Source organism: Flavobacterium sp. GSB-24, from assembly GCF_027924665.1.
In the GTDB taxonomy this organism is placed as follows: domain Bacteria; phylum Bacteroidota; class Bacteroidia; order Flavobacteriales; family Flavobacteriaceae; genus Flavobacterium.
Window position 1 is genome coordinate 5,123,232 of the sequence record NZ_AP027043.1, and the last position, 18,482, is coordinate 5,141,713.

The window sequence follows — 18,482 nt, forward strand, 5'->3', positions numbered from 1 at the left end:
TTTTCATTTTCTATTACTTACTGATAAAAAACCTCAAAGCTTTGGCTTTGAGGTTTTTTGCTTAAAGATAAATTTTATACTTTCATAGACGAAAGAAATCATAAAATGTCGATCATTCTTAATTTATCATTAATTTTGCATTAAAAATAAACTAAGATGGATATTCAATTTTTTAAAGAAAGTCCCTTCACCACCATTATATCATTTCATAAGCTGATTGAATCTTTTGAAGAAATTGCTTTATCAGACGTTGATTACAGATCGAATTACGCAAAAGCTATTTTAAAACAAATTGAATCTATCCCGGAATTAAGAACTGGGATTCAAGATTATTCGGTTATTAAAGATAATGAAGCTTTAATTAAAAATATTTTAGCCGATTTATTCCCAACAGCTTTAACGCAAAACGAAATAAAAGCGGTTACAATTCCATTTCAAAACATCTCCTTCAATTATACAGAACGTTTCAAAAAAATTCTAAAAAACGCTGGAGACGAATTTTATATGGAAATTCGTGATTTCGACGAGCATCAATTTTACATTAATAACTGCTGTTTGATTTTGAGCAGTTACTATAAACAACATATCGATTTCAACAAACCATTTTTCTATGATATTCCAGACGAAAGCGGTGTCGAAAAACATTATCGTATTTTGTACAATGCAGATTTCATGGAAATTATTCCGACTGAAAATGCTATTGCGTTAACTCAGGAAGATATCGATCAGCTGATTGATAATTACGGCGATATTAATCTGTGGAAATCTAAATTCCCAAAAGGAAGCTGGATCTTAAGAGGTTTCGGAATTGTTTCTTTATTTGATGCTACAACAGAAAGTGCCATTTCTACATTGAAAAGTAATTTGTTGAAACCTGGAGCTAAAACAGTTACTACAGATCAGGAAGTTTCTAATATTTTCCAGTCTATTTTTAATCTTCCAAAATTAAAAGTTGGGTTTATTATTTACAATCCTGAAGAAGAAAAATTTATTAGACCGGCAAAATACGAAAACCAGCTTAAAAGTTTTTTACTTTCTGCCGATCAGGAAGTCGATTGTAAAAATGCTTTTTTTGGATGTTCATTTGAAAATTTATTAGATAATAAAGAACCTTTTGTGATTTCTAATGTTACTAAATTTACAGAAGAATCGACCAATAAAAGACTGGGAGAGCATCTTTTATCGCAAAACATTAACAGCTGTATTTTTGCTCCCGTTATTAGAAACGGACATTTACTGGGTGTTGTCGAATTGGTTTCTGAAAATCCAAGAGATTTAAATAGTGTGAATGCTACAAAACTAGAATTAGTACTTCCGTATTTAACTGATACAATTGATCGCTACAATACAGACATGCAGCATCAGGTTGAAGCAATTATTCAACGTGAGTACACGACAATTCACCCAAGTGTTTACTGGAAATTCAAAAAAGAATCGCAGAACTATTTTCAAAATTTAAATCATACAAAAGATTATATTTTTAAAGAGATTGTATTTAAAAATGTGTTTCCGCTTTATGGACAAATTGATATTAAAAGTTCTTCAGAACACCGAAATGAAACGGTAAAAACTGATTTAAAAAGCCAGCTTACAGCTCTTTTAGAAATTTTCGAAAATCAGGATCCGAATTCTAATTTGGTTCTTTTGGAACAAAGAAAATTTGAATTAGAATCCCTTCGAAGTGAATTAGATTTCCCTCTAAAAGCTGATACGGAACAGCATATCCAACGTTATATCGAAGAAGAAATTCACCCGATCCTTAAAAACACAAAAAGCAACGCTAAAAACGAAAAATTAGAAAAACTTTACTTTGAAAGTCTGGACGAAAAAACAGGAATGTTTTATCAGGAAAGAAAGAAATTTGACAATGCAATGTCAATCATTAATAAAAGACTGGCAACGGTTTTAGATAAAAAACAAGTTGAAGCGCAGCAAATTTATCCGCATTATTACGAGCGTTTTAAAACGGATGGTGTGGAACACAATTTGTATATCGGAGCTTCAATTTCACCAACCAAACCATTTGATATTATGTACCTGCATAATCTTCGTTTGTGGCAGTTGCAGACTTTATGCGAAATGGAATTGGAGCATCATGAACTTAAGGAATCACTTCCTTATGAATTAGATGTGACGTCATTGATTCTGGTTTTCAGTTCTCCGCTTTCAATTCGTTTTAGAATGGATGAAAAACGCTTTGATGTGGACGGAACTTATAATGCAAGATATGAAGTCGTTAAAAAACGAATTGACAAATCGAACATTAAAGGAACAAACGAAAGAATTACTGAAAAAGAAAAAATCACAATTGTTTATTCTCAAAACAGCGAAGAAGCAGAATATTTAAAATATATTAAATACTTACAGCACAAGAAAATTCTTGAACCTTCGATAGAACAATTTGAAGTTGAAGATCTTCAAGGTGTTTCTGGTTTGAGAGCTATTCGTGTCAAAGTGATCAATAACAATTCAAATCCAGGAGTAAAAAAGATTACTTATCAAGATTTATTAGATGAGCTCAACTAAAAGTTGAGCTTTTTTTTTTGCAATACAGATGAAACTGATTCGCTATGGCGAAAACGCTTATGGACGCAGATTGATTTTTTAGGTTAAATTAAAAATCCGTTTTATCAGCGTTTTCGCGATAGCAAATCCGTAAAATCAGTGTCTAAATATTTTTGAATTTTAAATAGATTTAAAAGCGATCACAAACGCGATTACCGTGATAATTAATCCGAACATGAAAAAATTGTAGGCAATTCGAAGTAAATTATATTTTCGCTGTAAAACCAATCCGAGGTAATACAAATCTTTGATCATTGTAGAATATAAGTAATCTCTATCCTTCATCATTTCGTTCATTGCCCAATCGTAATCTTCAAGAGGCATTTTATAGAAATTTCCAAAGAACATTAAATTCACTTTTTTTGCTTCTACGTCATTACGTGTAAAAAATCCAGAAGTTACTTTTGGACGTGTGGATAGAATCGCAAAAATAATTGTAATAACACTAGACATCAGCATTATAAATGTCGGAATAACCAAATGGGCATTTTTCGGACTATCTAATTTTGGAATTATAGAGGATAATGCAATTGAAATTATAATCGCATTTACAGACAATAAAATATTAGCTTTACTATCGGCGATTCCGCTCAAACGGGTATGATTCCCAAGTGTAACACGAAATAAAGTATCAATACCACGATCTGGTTTTTCTAATTTTTCTTTCTTTTTATTTTCTTCTTCAATCGCCGCTGCCGCCTTCAACTCCTGTTTATTTATTTTTTTCTGAATAAGAAGCAGGTTTTTTTCTTTTAAAGGCTGCCATTTTTTCAATGCATAATCAGTATAAAAGCGGTGCTTATTCAATAAAAAATTCAAATTTTCTCTGGTCCATTCGGCATTAGAAAAATTTACTATTCCAGTATTTTTTAGCTCCAAACGCAATAATTCACAAGTTGTAGCGTATTCTTCTCCCATTAAATGAGCATAATCTGCGTCTCTAATGATCTTTTCTAAATGAGTTTTGGGTACGTACTCTTTAACTGTTGCCAAAATCAAACTCGAAACAAGCGCAATAAAATCCTCTGATTTTCCTTTTTCGCGTAAAAAGTCGGCCGCTATTTTAGCACTCGTTTTTTCATGATTGTCATATCCTTCAACATATCCAGCATCGTGAAACCATGCTGCAACCAGAAGTGCTTCTTTATCATCACCTTCCACATCTTCTTTTTTACACAGTTCTTTTACCGCAGAAACTACGGTGAAAGTATGGTTAAAATTATGATAAGAATATAAATTAGAAAGTTTATCTTTGAGTAAATTACTGACGAAATCTTCGGATTGTTCTATTAGATTCATAAAGAATATTTTTATACCACTAAATTATGAAATTGTTTTTGGATAATCATTTTATTGCTAAGATTAAAAACTATTCATTAGCAATTATTACTATATCATTGATCAATTCTTGTGCTACACATAAGCCGCAATATGGCAAAAATGTAAGCGCAAACGAAAATGAAAACGCAACAGATACCATAAAAATTGCGCAAACATTTTATCTTGTCGGCGATGCTGGAAATGCCGATGAAGCACAAGCGCAGCAAACGCTTGAACTTTTACACAAAAGACTGAAGAAAGCTAACAAGAAATCGACCTTACTCTTTTTAGGCGATAACATTTATCCGAAAGGTTTTCCCAGCGATAATAAATCGGGAGACAAAGCTTTAGCAGAAACAAAACTTACAAATCAGTTAAAATTAGCAGATGGTTTTAAGGGAAAAACTATTTTTATTCCTGGAAATCATGATTGGTACAGCGGTATAAAAGGGCTGGAACTTCAGGCTGATTTTGTAACGAAGCATCTCAATGACAAAAAAGCATTTATGCCCAGAAAGTCATGTCCAATCGAAGATGTAAAAATTGACAGTACTACAACGTTAGTAACTATTGACAGCGAATGGTTTCTAGAAGATTGGGATAATCACCCGACAATAAATGATAATTGTGATATTAAAACCAGAGAAGCATTTTTTGATGAACTGGAAAATATTTTAAATAAAAATCAAGAAAAAACAGTTGTTCTGGCAATTCACCACCCATTGTTAAGCAATGGAACTCATGGCGGACAATTTTCACTAGAAAAACAATTATTTCCGCTGGAGAAAAAAATTCCGCTTCCTATAATTGGATCTTTTATTAATTTACTCCGAAAGACATCTGGTGTAAGTCCGCAGGATATTCAAAATAAACAATATACAATTTATGCCAAAAGAATAAAGACGCTCTTGCAAAAGCAGAAAAATGTAATTGTAGTTTCTGGGCATGATCATAACCTTCAATTCATCAGCAAAGAAAATATTCAGCAGATTATTAGTGGTGCTGGCTCAAAATCTGAAGCAGCACGAGCGATAAACGAAAATGATTTTTCTTATGGAGGAAATGGTTATGCAACCTTAACTTTATTTAAAAGCGGCGATGCCAAAGTCTCTTTCTACGGAAATGACAACAATAAAGAAAAACTGCTGTTTGAACGTGAAATTATAAAGGCAAAAGAAATTAATTGGGCTTCAGATATTCCAAATAGTTACCCTGCAAAAATTACAACTTCTATTTACTCAGAGAAGATGACCAATAAAAGTTTGTTTCATAAATTTTTATTTGGGCAGCATTACAGAAAATATTACAGCATGCCAATTGAGGCAAAAGTTGCAACTGTAGACACTTTAATGGGCGGCCTGAAACCTATTCGCGAAGGCGGCGGACATCAATCTGTTTCTTTAAGAATGTCTGATCCTAAAGGCCGTGAATATGTCATGCGAGGCATGAAAAAAAGTGCAACTGTATTTTTACAATCTGTTGCTTTTAAAGATCAATATGTAGTAAATGATTTTGAAGACACATACGCAGAAAATTTCTTGTTTGATTTTTACACCACTTCTCATCCTTACGCTCCGTTTGTAATTGGAAGCATGTCTGATCAAATTGGTCTTTTGCACACTAATCCAGTTTTATATTATATTCCGAGACAGAAAGGTTTAGGTGAATTTAATTCTGGTTTTGGAGATCAATTGTATATGGTTGAAGAAAGACCTGCTGATAATCATCTGGATGGAAAAAATTTCGGAAATCCAAGTAATATAATTGGTACAGATGATCTGATGACCAATCTTCATAAGGATGAAAAATATTCGGTTGATGAAAAAGAATATATAAAAGCCCGTTTGTTTGATATGCTTATTGGCGATTGGGACAGACATAGCGATCAATGGCGCTGGGCAGAATATAAAAAAGATGGTAAAGTAATCTACAAACCGATTCCTAGAGATCGTGATCAAGCTTTTGCGAAATATGATGGAACTTTGCTTTCCTTATTAATGAACATTCCTGCGCTTCGTCATATGCGAACTTTTAAGTATAAAATTGACAATGTAAAATGGTTAAGCAGGGAACCTTATCCAATGGATCTGGCTTTTTTAAGAACTTCTGGAGAAAAAGAATGGATTGAGCAGGCAAAATTTATTCAGGAAAATTTATCTGACACCGAAATTGAAAATGCTTTCAAAAAAATGCCAAAAGAAGTTCAGGATGGAACTGTTAATGAAATTATAGCCAAACTGAAAAACAGAAAAAGAGAACTTCAAAAATATGCATCACGTTATTCTGATGTTCTAAGCAAAACGGTTATGATTGCTGGAACTGATAAGAAAGACAAATTTGTATTGAACCACAATGCTAAAAAAAGTATTGAAATTCAGGTTTTCAGGGTTAAAAAAGAAGGTGACGAATTACAATATTCAAAAACAGTAACTGATGCTAAAACCAAAAATTTATGGATTTATGGTTTAGATGATAATGATATTTTTGAAGTAAAAGGAGATCAGAAATCGAAAATTAAAGTTCGCTTAATAGGCGGCCAAAACAATGATACTTATAATATCGAAAACGGAAGAAAGGTTATTGTTTACGATTTTAAATCAAAAGAAAATACTTATAATTTAGATTCAAAAACTCAAACGCAGTTAACTGACGATTATGATGTTAACTTATATAATTATGAAAAACCGAAATATAATGTCGTTTCTGGTCTTCCTAACATTGGTTTTAATCCAGATGACGGTGTAAAAGTGGGTATCAATTTAAATTATACTGTTAACAATTTCAAACAGAATCCTTATACACAAAGACATGTTTTAAATGCTTTTTACTACTTTGCGACAGGCGGTTTAGAATTTAATTATGCTGCACATTTTCCAGGTTTATTAGGAAAATGGGTGATTGATGTTGAATCGTTGTATACAACTCCAAATTTTGCGATGAATTATTTTGGATACGGAAATGAATCGCAATATGATGATGACGTTAGCTTAGATTATAACCGTGTTAGAATCAGAAAATTTAATGCTTCGGGAGCCATAAGACATGTTGGAAGATATGGAAGCGAATTTAGCATACAGCCAATGTTTCAAAGAATGACGGTTGAGCAAACTGAAGATAGATACATTGACATTCCCAATATTGTGAATCCAAATGTTTTTGACACTCAGAATTATGGTGGACTGAAGGTAAAATATCTTTTCAAAAATTCTGATTTTGCAGCGAAACCAACTTTAGGGATGGCTTTTATGGTCGCTGCGACTTGGACCACAAATTTATCTGAAACAAAACAAAATTTTCCAACTCTTGAAAGTTTCTTAGGATTCACGCATAAAATTGATCACAACGGAAAATTGGTTTTAGCAACTTATTTCAAAGGAAAAGCAATTTTGAATAATAATTTCGAATTTTATCAAGGTGCTGCTTTAGGCGGTGACACTGATTTACGTGGTTTTAGAAATGAACGCTTTTTAGGAAGTTCTTATTTCTCGCAAAGTTCTGATTTACGTTTAAGTTTGGGCAGAATTAGAAAAACAATTGCTCCATTTACCTACGGAATTTTAGGCGGTTTCGACTACGGAAGAGTTTGGCTGGACGGAGAAGATTCTAAAAAATGGCATCACGATTACGGCGGCGGACTTTGGTTAAATGCCATTAATGTTTTAACTGCCAGAATCTCTTATTTTAAATCTCCAGATGAAATAGGAAGAGTTATTTTTGGCGCGGCATATAGCTTTTAAGATAGGTTCTAAGTTTCTGAGATACTGAGGTTCTAAGATTTTTTTAGCCACGAATTACATTCATTTTCACTGATTTTTTTTAATATTATTCGTGGAAATTGGTGTAATTCGTGGCTAACTTTTTATTATCATTTTTGATTTCTAAGAAAAACTCAGAACCTTAGAATCTTAGCCTCTCAGAACCTTTCATTTTAATTTAAACTCATAAACATTCCCTCCTACTTTATTCGTTTTTTCGTCGGCAATAAGTAAGGTGTTGTTGTCTTTAAAAACGATGGCTTCTTTTTGAGAAAAATGGTTTAGGTTTATTTCTGTATGAGTTCCTTTGTGGAATAAATCTCCTTTGAAACCTTTAAATAAAAGAACTTTATCATGGCTCAACAACGCTACTTTTTTTCCGTCAGGGCTAATTGTGGCACTCGTTAAAACACAATGATTGTAATTATTGCAAGTTTTAAATTCGCCAATTTTTACTGCTTTTTGAGTTCCAGATGCATTTTTGATTTTGTAAATAAAAGCAGTTCCATCGAAACCTTTGCTTCTGTTTTTTGTAAAAAGATAAAAGTAACCGCCCTGTTCAAAAAAGCCTTCAACATCAAAAAACATTTCCTTTTTCTTTGGAGGAAATTCGGTTTGTTCTGGATACGAAAATGAGATTTTATATTCGGCTTTAGCCAAATCTTTGTTTAATTCGCTTTTAGCAACTTTATAAATACATAAATCTTTACGTTCATTATCATTATTTCCAAAATCACCAATGTAAATATTTCCAGTTTTATCTCTTGTGATATCTTCCCAATCGATATTTTCTGCATTAGAGATTGTAATTGTTTTTTCTAATTTTCCTTTAGAATCAATCGCATAAATTGCATTTTTATTACCGCTGTCTTCTAAGGTATAAATTGTACTTGTTTCGGGGAAATAAGTTATTCCTGAAACTTCTTTTAATTTTTTCGGAAGCGAATAAAGTGTCTTCAAATCATTCCCTGACTGTTGCTGACAAGCCAATAAAACTAAAGACGCGAATACTAAAAAAGATTTTTTCATAAGATTATATTTTCTTCTTAAACCATATAAGTTATATCAGGCAATTTAAGAGTTGATTAATGAACTTACATAATTGGATGTTAAATTCTAAACTAAGTTTGTGTTTTTAAAATTACGGATAATAAACTCAAATGCCGCGTGCATGATATGGCCCATCGATTTGGCATTTTTAAATTTCATATCGTTAGTATATCGGTACAATTCCATTTTTAATTGATTCAGATGTTCTTCTGTCGAAATGGTATCGTGACACATTATATTCAGGAGTTTTTTAATTCGATTTTCTGCCGAATGAATACGTTTGGCCAAAATCGCTCTTTCTTCATCTTTATACTGAATTATCGAACGTTCTTCCAATTTTTCTTTGATGAGCTGAATCATTGGATAATTTTCTTTGAAAAACTGAGGGCGATATACTTTGAAATTTCCCTCATAACATTGCTGGTCAAAATCAATTGGACGAATTTTATATACTACTTGATCAAAATCGTGAATTGGGACAATTACATAATTGTACGCACGCATATCACCCAAAAGACGAATCATACAACGTTCGTTAAACTTCACAAATTCTTTTGCAATCTGCGCTTTTTCAGTTTCAGAACAACTATCCAACAAAGTATCCATAAAAACATCACCTGGAATTCCGATAATATGTTCTTCTATCAAAGTATCTTTATAAACCAAAAAATTGATTTTATCCGGCGAAAGAATATCTTCCAATTCTAAACCATAAATTCGAGAAGCATCGGCTTTTTTAATGTAGAAATGAACGTAATTATCGTTGAGGATATTTCGAACTTTAATTCTAAAAGGTTTCGAATTTCCGAATGTACAATAATCAATCGCATCAATATTCAGGAACTGGATAATTTCGCTGTTACCATCAGAATGAAGAAGAGAATAAATTCTTTTTAGGTTTAAATCAATTTCATTGCGCTCAAATTCGCTGTAATATACACGAATCCAAAGAGTATCATTATCATTTTTATCGTAAACATTTATCGAGCCCGAAAAACGAAGCAAGTCATCATAAAACACAGAAACTTTAGAAATACGTTCGTATCGCTCTAAATAGTTTAAAAGTTGCAGTGTTAAAGGATAGGACGGTTTTTTTAAAACCATTAATGGCTCGCTCATTTTGAATATCTTTATTACAAATTTACGTCAATACGATTAAAGTTCGAATTTAAAGTAACAAAAATCAATTTGGCTCGTCATACTAAAAACTAAAACCAGAAAAATTTGGAAACCATATTAACCATTGAGAATCTGAACAAAAGATACGGCCGAATTCAGGCTTTAAAAAATGTATCTTTTACTATACAAAAAGGCCGTGTTTATGGCATTCTTGGCCCAAACGGAAGCGGAAAATCAACTACATTAGGAATTGTATTGAATGTTGTTAATAAATCTTCTGGTAATTACCGCTGGTTTGACGGCAATGTAGAAACGCATGAAGCTTTAAAAAAAGTTGGCGCAATTATAGAACGACCAAATTTTTATCCTTATATGACTGCTGAGCAAAACCTGAAATTGGTCTGCAAAATCAAAAATATCAATTATTCTAAAGTTAATGAAAAGCTGGAATTGGTTGGTTTGGATGAAAGAAAGGATAGCAAATTCAGTACTTTTTCGTTGGGAATGAAGCAGCGTCTGGCCATTGCATCTGCACTTTTAAATGATCCAGAAATTTTAATTTTAGATGAACCAACTAACGGATTAGATCCGCAGGGAATTCATCAGATTCGAGATATTATTAAAAAAATTGCTTCTCAGGGAACTACTATTTTACTGGCATCACATTTATTAGATGAAGTCGAAAAAGTTTGTTCGCAGGTAATTGTTTTAAGAAAAGGCGAAGTTTTATACTCAGGTTCCGTCGATGGAATGTCATCTAATGAAGGTTTCTTTGAAATTTCTTCGAATGATAATGAGCTATTAAAATCCGCTTTAAAAGATCACAATGCCGTAAGTCAAATTAAGGATGAAGATGGAAAAGTTTTAGTGTATTTAAAATCAGATTTGTCAGCTTCAGAATTGAATCAATTTTTATTTTCCAAAAATATAATTTTAAGTCACTTGGTCAAACGTAAAAATAGTTTGGAAGCGCAATTTTTAGAATTAACCAAAAACACTCATCCAAAAAACTAACCAAGCCATGAAAAGACTTATCTCTATAGAATTACAAAAAATCTGGATGAATAAAGCCAGCCGTATATTAACACTAACTTATTTTATCTTACTTTCTTTTATAGCACTAATTGCAGCCATAAAATTTGACATTGGCGTTTTTAAATTTCATTTAGCAGAAATGGGAATTTTCAACTTCCCTTTTATCTGGCATTTTAATACCTATGTTGCAGCTATTCTTAAATTTTTTCTGGCTATTGTAATTGTTTCTATGATGGCTAATGAATACAGTTACGGAACTTTAAAACAAAATTTGATTGACGGTTTAAGCAAAAAAGAATTTATTCTTTCTAAATTTTTAACCGTGGTTTTATTTGCTTTCGGCTCGACAGTTTTCGTTTTTATCATGAGTTTAATTCTGGGATTGTTTTTTTCTTCTTATACTGAATTTGATATAATTTTTAGTGATTTAGATTACCTTTTAGCCTTTTTTGTAAAATTAACAGGATTCTTTTCTTTCTGTTTATTTCTTGGAATTCTGGTAAAACGCTCCGCATTTGCATTAGGATTTCTTTTGGTCTGGAGTATAATTGAAGGAATTGCAAAAGGTGTATTGGCTTTTAAAATTTTCCCAGACAGTAATACTGGCGAAAAAGTTATGCTGTTTTTTCCGTTAGAATCTATGTCAAATTTAATTGTTAATCCAGGACCTAGATTATCTGTTATTAAGAATATCGGTTCACAAATGGGAATCGATACAGATATGGATTACAGCGTAAATTACTTTACAGTTTTAATCGTTTTAACATGGACTTTCCTATTTGTATATTTTTCTTACAAACTATTAAAAAATAGAGATTTATAGTATATTTGTTATACTATGAAGCATTTTAAAATCTTAATTGTTTTATTTCTGCTGTCCTGTGTCACGCATAGGACCAGTGCTCAAAATATTACTGTTAATCCAAATATCACGCCTGCAGATTTAGTTCAAAATATTTTAATCAATAGTTCTTGTATTGCTATTGAAAATGTAAGCGCTTCAGGAAATCCGTCTGCAAATGGTCAAAGTTATGCTTCCTTCACCGCAGGAACTAATTTTCCTTTTTCGGGCGGACTTGTTCTAAGTACTTCGCCAAGTCAAAATGCAGAAGGTCCTTACAACCAAGCAGATTCTAAAGGTGTACAAGTACAATCGTGGAACGGTGATAATGACTTAAATAGAGCATTGGGCATTAACAACAGCAGACAAGCAACAGTATTAGAATTTGACTTTACTGCTTTGACGAATTCTATCAGCTTTAATTATTTGTTTGCTTCAAACGAGTATCAGTTCAATTATCCATGCATTTATTCAGATGGTTTTGCCTTTTTAATTAAAGAAGTTGGAAGTTCCGAAGATTATAAAAATTTAGCAGTTCTGCCAAATTTAACTACTGCAGTTTCTGCGACAACTGTACATCCTAAAATAAATCCTATTACTACTCCAGATGGAATAGTAAAAGGATGTGATGCTGAAAATGAAACTTATTTTAATGGTTATAATTCTGCAGTAAGTCCAATAAATTATGCGGGGCAAACCGTTGTAATGAATGCTTATACAGATGTAGTTCCTAATAAAAAATATCATCTAAAATTGGTTATTGCAGATGATGAAACCAGACAATATAACTCGGCTGTTTTTATACAAGCCGGAAGTTTTATAACCAGAATAAATTTTGGACAAGATAGAACGGCAGCCAATAATAACCCTGTATGTTTTGGAGAAAATTTCGTTTTAGACACCAAATTAAACACTTCTGATTACAATTTTAAATGGTTTAAAAAAGACGATTCTAATAATTACATACAACTTTCTGGTGCAATAACCTCTACATACGCTGTAATTACATCGGGAACTTATAAAGTAGAAGCTACCTTAAACGGCACAACTTGCGTTTCAGTTGGAGAGATAACAATCGAATTTACGCCAGAAATTGCCTCAACAAATACTTCTTTATTGCAATGTGATGATAATACAGATGGAATTTCAATTTTTAATTTGACGAAGGCCGCTAATATTGTGAAAAACAATAATACGCAAATTATCAATCAAGGATACTACGAGAATTTAGCAGATGCACAAACCAAAACAAATCCAATTGTAAATCCAGAGAGTTACACCAATAAAGCTCCAAATCAAATTGTTTATGCAAGAATAGAGAATTCCTTTGGTTGTTATACTACTCCACAAATTGCTTTAAACATTTCAAATTCAATTATTCCCGATCAATCTCCAATTGCAACTTGTGATGGTGACGATACTCAAGACGGTTTGTACCAATTTGATTTAAATTCTGAAGTAACACCCCAAGTTTTGACAGGATTACCAGCAGGATTGATTATCAATTATTATTTGACAGCAAATGAGGCGATAACAGAAACAAACATACTTCCTAATATTTTTAAAAATACAACGCCAAATAGTCAGACTATTTATGCTCGAGCAGCAAATGGTCCTGATTGTTATGATATAGCTCCAATAGAATTAATTGTCCACACTTTTGATCCTCCTAATTTTGAAGATGAAACACTGTATTTATGCAAAGGTTATCAGATAACATTAACGGTTGAGGCGGGTTTTCAAAGTTATACTTGGTCAAATGGTAACACTACAAATTCAATACTAATTGACACTGCTGGAGATTATTCTGTTACAGTAACTGATATTAATAATTGTCAAAAAACTAAAAAATTCAAAGTCATTCTATCTGAACCGGCAGTAATTACTGGAGCCGAAGTAAAAGATTTTTCAGGTATAGAAAATGCGGTACGAATTCAATATACTGGAGTTGGAAATTATGAATTCTCTCTAGAAGGCTCTGTTTTTCAAGATGATCCAACATTTACACAAGTAAATCCAGGTATTTATAATGCAATTGCCCGAGACAAAAATGGCTGCGGAATATCTAATTCGTTTGTAGTCTATGTGTTAGATTATCCTAGATTTTTTACTCCCAATGGCGACGGATATAACGACTTATGGGCAATCAAAAATATTGAAGAAATGCCTGATTATAGCATTTCAATTTTTGACCGTTATGGTAAATTGTTAAAACAAATGACTCAAAACAGTTTGGGCTGGAACGGAATCTTCAATGGACAACAATTGCCGTCAGATGATTATTGGTTTACACTTCAATTCATTAATGGAAAAAATGTTAAAGGTCATTTCAGCTTGAAAAGGTAAAGTAGAATTTTAACTAATTCTTTACTAAAAGCTTAAAACAATTTAAAAAGTAAAGCATAAAAAAATACAAAACATCAAATTTATCTTATATTTACTTTAAATTCTTATAAGATGAATTTATGTAAAACTTTACTCTTTCTTTTTTTACTTTCTACAAATATTTATTCGCAAAATGATTGCATCGATGCAATTGTAGTTTGCGGCAATTCTGGTTTTAAAGGTTTAAGTATACAAGGCGCCGGAAACGTTCAAGAAATTACAGGAGAAAACAGCTGTGGTTCTAGAGAAAATAATAGCGTATGGTTAAAAATTTCAATTAAAACTTCTGGAACGTTTGGTTTTATTATAAAACCTGAAAGTTCTGATCTTAACGAAGATTTTGATTTTTTTGTATTTGGTCCAGATGCAAAATGTACTTCATTAACATCTCCCATTCGCTGTTCTACCACAAATCCTAATATGGCAAAACTCACCTACAACCATACGGGAATGACAGGTGATTATTTTGACACCTCTGAAGGTCCTGCTGAACTTGGAGACGGGTATATCAAATGGATTAACGCACATGCTGGAGAATCTTATTTTATTGTAATTGACAGGCCTGTCGGAATTAGTAATTTTTCTTTAGAATGGCTGGGCACAGCAACATTTGATGATGCACCAAGTATCAGTGTTCCTGTATTAAGTGATTTGAATATTACAAAATCTGACTTTTCTGGGCAGGCAAATTCTTCATTAATTTTTGATTTGACAGCAAATTCTCCAAAAATAACAGGATCTCAAACAGGAGTAAAAATTACTTATCATACTTCTGAAAATGATGCTATTATTAATAGCAATCCAATAACAGATCCAACTGCTTATAGAAATAGTACAAGTCCCGAAACTATTTTTGTGAGAGCAACAAACACGATTACGCAATGTTATAATACTGCTTCTTTTACAATTAAAATAAATGACAAAGTTGTTTTTCCGAATAACAAGGTTGAAGTTTGTGATGAAAATGATGCAAATCCATTCGATGGAAAAACGAAAATTGATTTTGAGCAAGTAACAAAAGTAGTTTTTGATAATGCTGATGTTTCTGGTTTAACTATCAATTATTATTTAACTCAAAGCGATGCTGATAATAACAGCGATCAATTGCCAAATATTTTTAACAGCATTACACCATTTGAGCAATCGGTATTTATAAAAGCCTTTAATAGCCAGCTCAGCGCATCTGTAGCAGAAGTAAAAATTACTATAAATCCTTTACCGCCAGTAAACAATGTCACTCTTGTACAATGTGATTCTGGTGAAAATGCTAATGGCTTTGTGTTGTTCAATTTAAAAGAGGCAAATGCAGCTCTGACCAATAATAATCCTGATCTTGAAACTTCTTTTTTTATAAGTAAGACCGATGCTGAAAGCAATATAAATCAATTGTCTACAGAGTATACCAATAGTAGCAATCCTCAAACTGTGTTTGCCAGGATCACTAATTTACAAACTAAATGTAGCAGCATCTCTACCGTAAATTTAAAAACCAATGTAATTTCGGTACAAACTTATCTATTAGATATTGCTTGTGATGATGATGAAAATGAAGATGGTATTAATACCTTTAATTTAACCAACGCAAATATTCCTTTCACAAACACTCAAGAATTAAAATATTACGCTACAGAAAATGATGCTTTATTAGAACAAAATCAGATTGAGACACCTTTACAATACAATAACAAAGTCCCTTATAATGATTTTGCCTATGCAAGAATCGAAGAAGGAAATGAATGCTTTGGAATCAGTAAAATTAAATTAGAAGTCATCCGATTACCCGATATAGAAATTAATGGTGCAACAACAAATGTCTGCGATAATGATTCTTCTTATTTTGCCCAATTAGATGCTGGAATAAAAGACATTAATACATTAAGTGACTTTGTATACGTCTGGAAAAAAGACGGTGTAGAAATATTGGACAAAACAATATCAAATATCGAAGTCAATACCAGCGGAATTTACACTGTAACAGTTTTCAACAAAAATAATTGTTCTAAAACGAGAACAATTCAGGTTGTATCTTCAAACATTGCAACTATAGAAAGCGTTGAAGTTGTCGATTTACAAATTGATAATTCTAATAAAATTAAGATAAATGTTTCTGGAAGCGGAGATTATGAATTTAGTTTAAATACTCCAAACGGTCCTTTTCAAGATTCAAATGTATTTGAAAATATAAAATCTGGAATTTATGAAGTCTATATTAATGATAAAAAGAATTGTGGACTGGTCAGTAAAACAGTAGCCGTAATTGGTGTTCCACAATTTTTCACACCCAATAATGATGGTTTTAATGATTATTGGAATATCATTGGATTGAATGGCAATGAATATAAAAATTCCAAAATTTATATTTATGACAGATATGGAAAATTACTAAAACAATTAACCACATTTGACAACGGCTGGGATGGAACTTTTCAAGGAATTCCATTACCATCAGATGATTATTGGTATACTTTAAAATTAAGCGACCAGCGAGAAAGTAAAGGTCATTTTTCGCTGAAAAGGTAATCCTAAGTAACTCAATTTTATAATAAAAAAAGAATCCCAAACTCCATACGGAATTTGGGATTTTTATATTGAAATTGAAAACTAATTAGATTTTATATCTTTTTCTATCAGTTTCACTTAAATAAATCTTTCTTAAACGAAGAGATTTTGGAGTAACTTCAACATACTCATCTTTTTGAATATACTCTAAAGCTTCTTCTAATGAGAATTTGACAGCTGGAATAATTCTAGCTTTATCATCAGCTCCAGAAGAACGTACGTTAGAAAGTTTTTTCGTTTTAGTAACGTTAACAGTCATATCGTCGCTACGAGTGTTTTCTCCAATAACCTGACCTTCATAAATATCTTCGTTAGGATCAACAAAGAATTTACCACGATCTTGTAATTTATCGATAGAGTAAGGAATAGCTTTTCCGTTTTCCATAGAGATTAATGAACCGTTGTTACGTCCAGGAATTTCTCCTTTGTAAGGCTCATATCCAATGAAACGGTGTGCCATGATAGCTTCACCCGCAGTAGCAGTAAGCAATTGATTTCTTAAACCAATGATTCCACGAGATGGAATATTAAATTTAATAATCATACGCTCTCCTTTACCTTCCATAGAAAGCATTTCACCTTTACGGATAGTAACGAATTCAACAGCTCTACCTGAAAGGTTTTCTGGCAAGTCAATAGTTAATTCCTCAATTGGCTCACATTTAACACCATCAACTTCTTTGATGATAACTTGCGGCTGACCAATTTGAAGCTCATACCCTTCTCTTCTCATTGTTTCAATAAGAACAGATAAGTGTAATACACCACGACCAAAAACCATGAATTTATCAGCAGAATCAGTTTCTCCAACTTTCATTGCTAAGTTTTTCTCAAGCTCTTTTGTCAATCTTTCACGAATATGTCTAGAAGTAACAAATTTACCTTCTTTACCAAAGAAAGGAGAATCGTTAATTGTAAACAACATACTCATTGTTGGCTCATCGATAGCGATAGTTTGTAAAGCTTCTGGGTTTTCGAAGTCAGCGATAGTATCACCAATTTCAAATCCTTCAATACCTACAACAGCACAAATATCTCCAGCAATAACTTGATCTACTTTTCTACGGCCTAAACCTTCAAAAGTGTGTAATTCTTTAATTCTAGATTTGATTACTTTACCGTCTCTTTTTACTAAAGAGATTGGCATTCCTTCTTTCAATACACCTCTTTCAAGACGACCAATTGCTATACGACCTGTAAAAGAAGAGAAATCTAAAGATGTAATCAACATTTGAGGAGTACCTTCAGATACTTTTGGAGCAGGAACATTAGCGATAACCATGTCTAATAATGGTTCAATGTTTTCTGTTTGATTTCTCCAATCATCAGACATCCAGTTGTTCTTAGCAGAACCATAAACCGCTGGGAAATCTAATTGCTCTTCAGTTGCACCTAATTCAAACATTAGATCAAAAACTTTCTCGTGAACTTCTTCTGGAGTACAGTTTTCTTTATCAACTTTATTGATAACTACGCAAGGTTTCAATCCTAAATCGATCGCTTTTTGCAAAACAAAACGAGTTTGAGGCATTGGTCCTTCAAAAGCATCAACTAGCAAACATACACCATCGGCCATGTTCAATACACGTTCTACTTCACCACCAAAATCGGCGTGGCCTGGGGTGTCAATAATATTGATTTTTGTTCCTTTATATTGAACCGATACGTTCTTAGAAGTAATTGTAATACCTCTCTCACGCTCTAAATCGTTATTATCTAGGATTAAATCACCTGTGTTTTCGTTTTCACGAAATAATTGACAGTGATACATAATTTTATCAACCAAAGTGGTTTTACCGTGATCGACGTGGGCAATAATTGCAATGTTTCTAATAGATTCCATCTGTGATTTT

The 18,482-nt window shown here is 32.3% G+C and carries 10 protein-coding genes; 6 read left to right on the forward strand and 4 right to left on the reverse strand.

The genetic code is table 11. The features are described 5' to 3' along the window. Positions 1-156: 156 nt before the first annotated feature. Positions 157-2,526, forward strand: a complete 2,370-nt coding sequence (locus tag QMG60_RS21630) for a GAF domain-containing protein (RefSeq protein ID WP_134139830.1) — start codon at positions 157-159, stop codon at positions 2,524-2,526. Positions 2,527-2,685: 159 nt separating this feature from the next. Here QMG60_RS21630 and QMG60_RS21635 read toward each other — a convergent pair whose 3' ends face one another. Further along, positions 2,686-3,864, reverse strand: a complete 1,179-nt coding sequence (locus QMG60_RS21635; protein WP_134139829.1) for a Pycsar system effector family protein — start codon at positions 3,862-3,864, stop codon at positions 2,686-2,688. Positions 3,865-3,890: 26 nt separating this feature from the next. Between QMG60_RS21635 and QMG60_RS21640 the strand changes: the two genes are divergently transcribed. After that, entirely contained in the window at positions 3,891-7,622 is a 3,732-nt protein-coding gene (locus QMG60_RS21640; protein WP_281866380.1) for a metallophosphoesterase, read from the forward strand. Between the two features lie 186 nt (positions 7,623-7,808). On the opposite strand, the gene QMG60_RS21645 is transcribed toward QMG60_RS21640, so the two are convergent. Next, entirely contained in the window at positions 7,809-8,669 is an 861-nt protein-coding gene (locus QMG60_RS21645) for a hypothetical protein (protein WP_281866381.1), read from the reverse strand. Between the two features lie 87 nt (positions 8,670-8,756). After that, complete coding sequence (locus QMG60_RS21650) at positions 8,757-9,809, reverse strand: hypothetical protein (RefSeq protein ID WP_057116826.1); 1,053 nt, start codon at positions 9,807-9,809, stop codon at positions 8,757-8,759. A gap of 105 nt (positions 9,810-9,914) precedes the next feature. On the opposite strand from QMG60_RS21650, the gene QMG60_RS21655 reads away from it, so the two are divergent. The 4 genes from QMG60_RS21655 to QMG60_RS21670 all read left to right on the forward strand — a co-directional run bounded on the left by QMG60_RS21655 (position 9,915) and on the right by QMG60_RS21670 (position 16,590). Next, positions 9,915-10,823, forward strand: a complete 909-nt coding sequence (locus tag QMG60_RS21655; RefSeq protein WP_134139824.1) for an ABC transporter ATP-binding protein — start codon at positions 9,915-9,917, stop codon at positions 10,821-10,823. Positions 10,824-10,830: 7 nt separating this feature from the next. Beyond that, positions 10,831-11,667, forward strand: a complete 837-nt coding sequence (locus QMG60_RS21660) for an ABC transporter permease (protein ID WP_281866382.1) — start codon at positions 10,831-10,833, stop codon at positions 11,665-11,667. Between the two features lie 15 nt (positions 11,668-11,682). After that, entirely contained in the window at positions 11,683-14,031 is a 2,349-nt protein-coding gene (locus QMG60_RS21665; protein WP_281866383.1) for a T9SS type B sorting domain-containing protein, read from the forward strand. Positions 14,032-14,142: 111 nt separating this feature from the next. Next, positions 14,143-16,590 (forward strand): T9SS type B sorting domain-containing protein, encoded by a 2,448-nt coding sequence (locus QMG60_RS21670; RefSeq protein WP_281866384.1) that lies wholly within the window; start codon positions 14,143-14,145, stop codon positions 16,588-16,590. An 85-nt stretch (positions 16,591-16,675) separates the two neighbouring features. Here QMG60_RS21670 and typA read toward each other — a convergent pair whose 3' ends face one another. After that, positions 16,676-18,472, reverse strand: a complete 1,797-nt coding sequence (gene typA / locus QMG60_RS21675) for a translational GTPase TypA (protein ID WP_057116831.1) — start codon at positions 18,470-18,472, stop codon at positions 16,676-16,678. Positions 18,473-18,482 lie beyond the last annotated feature (10 nt).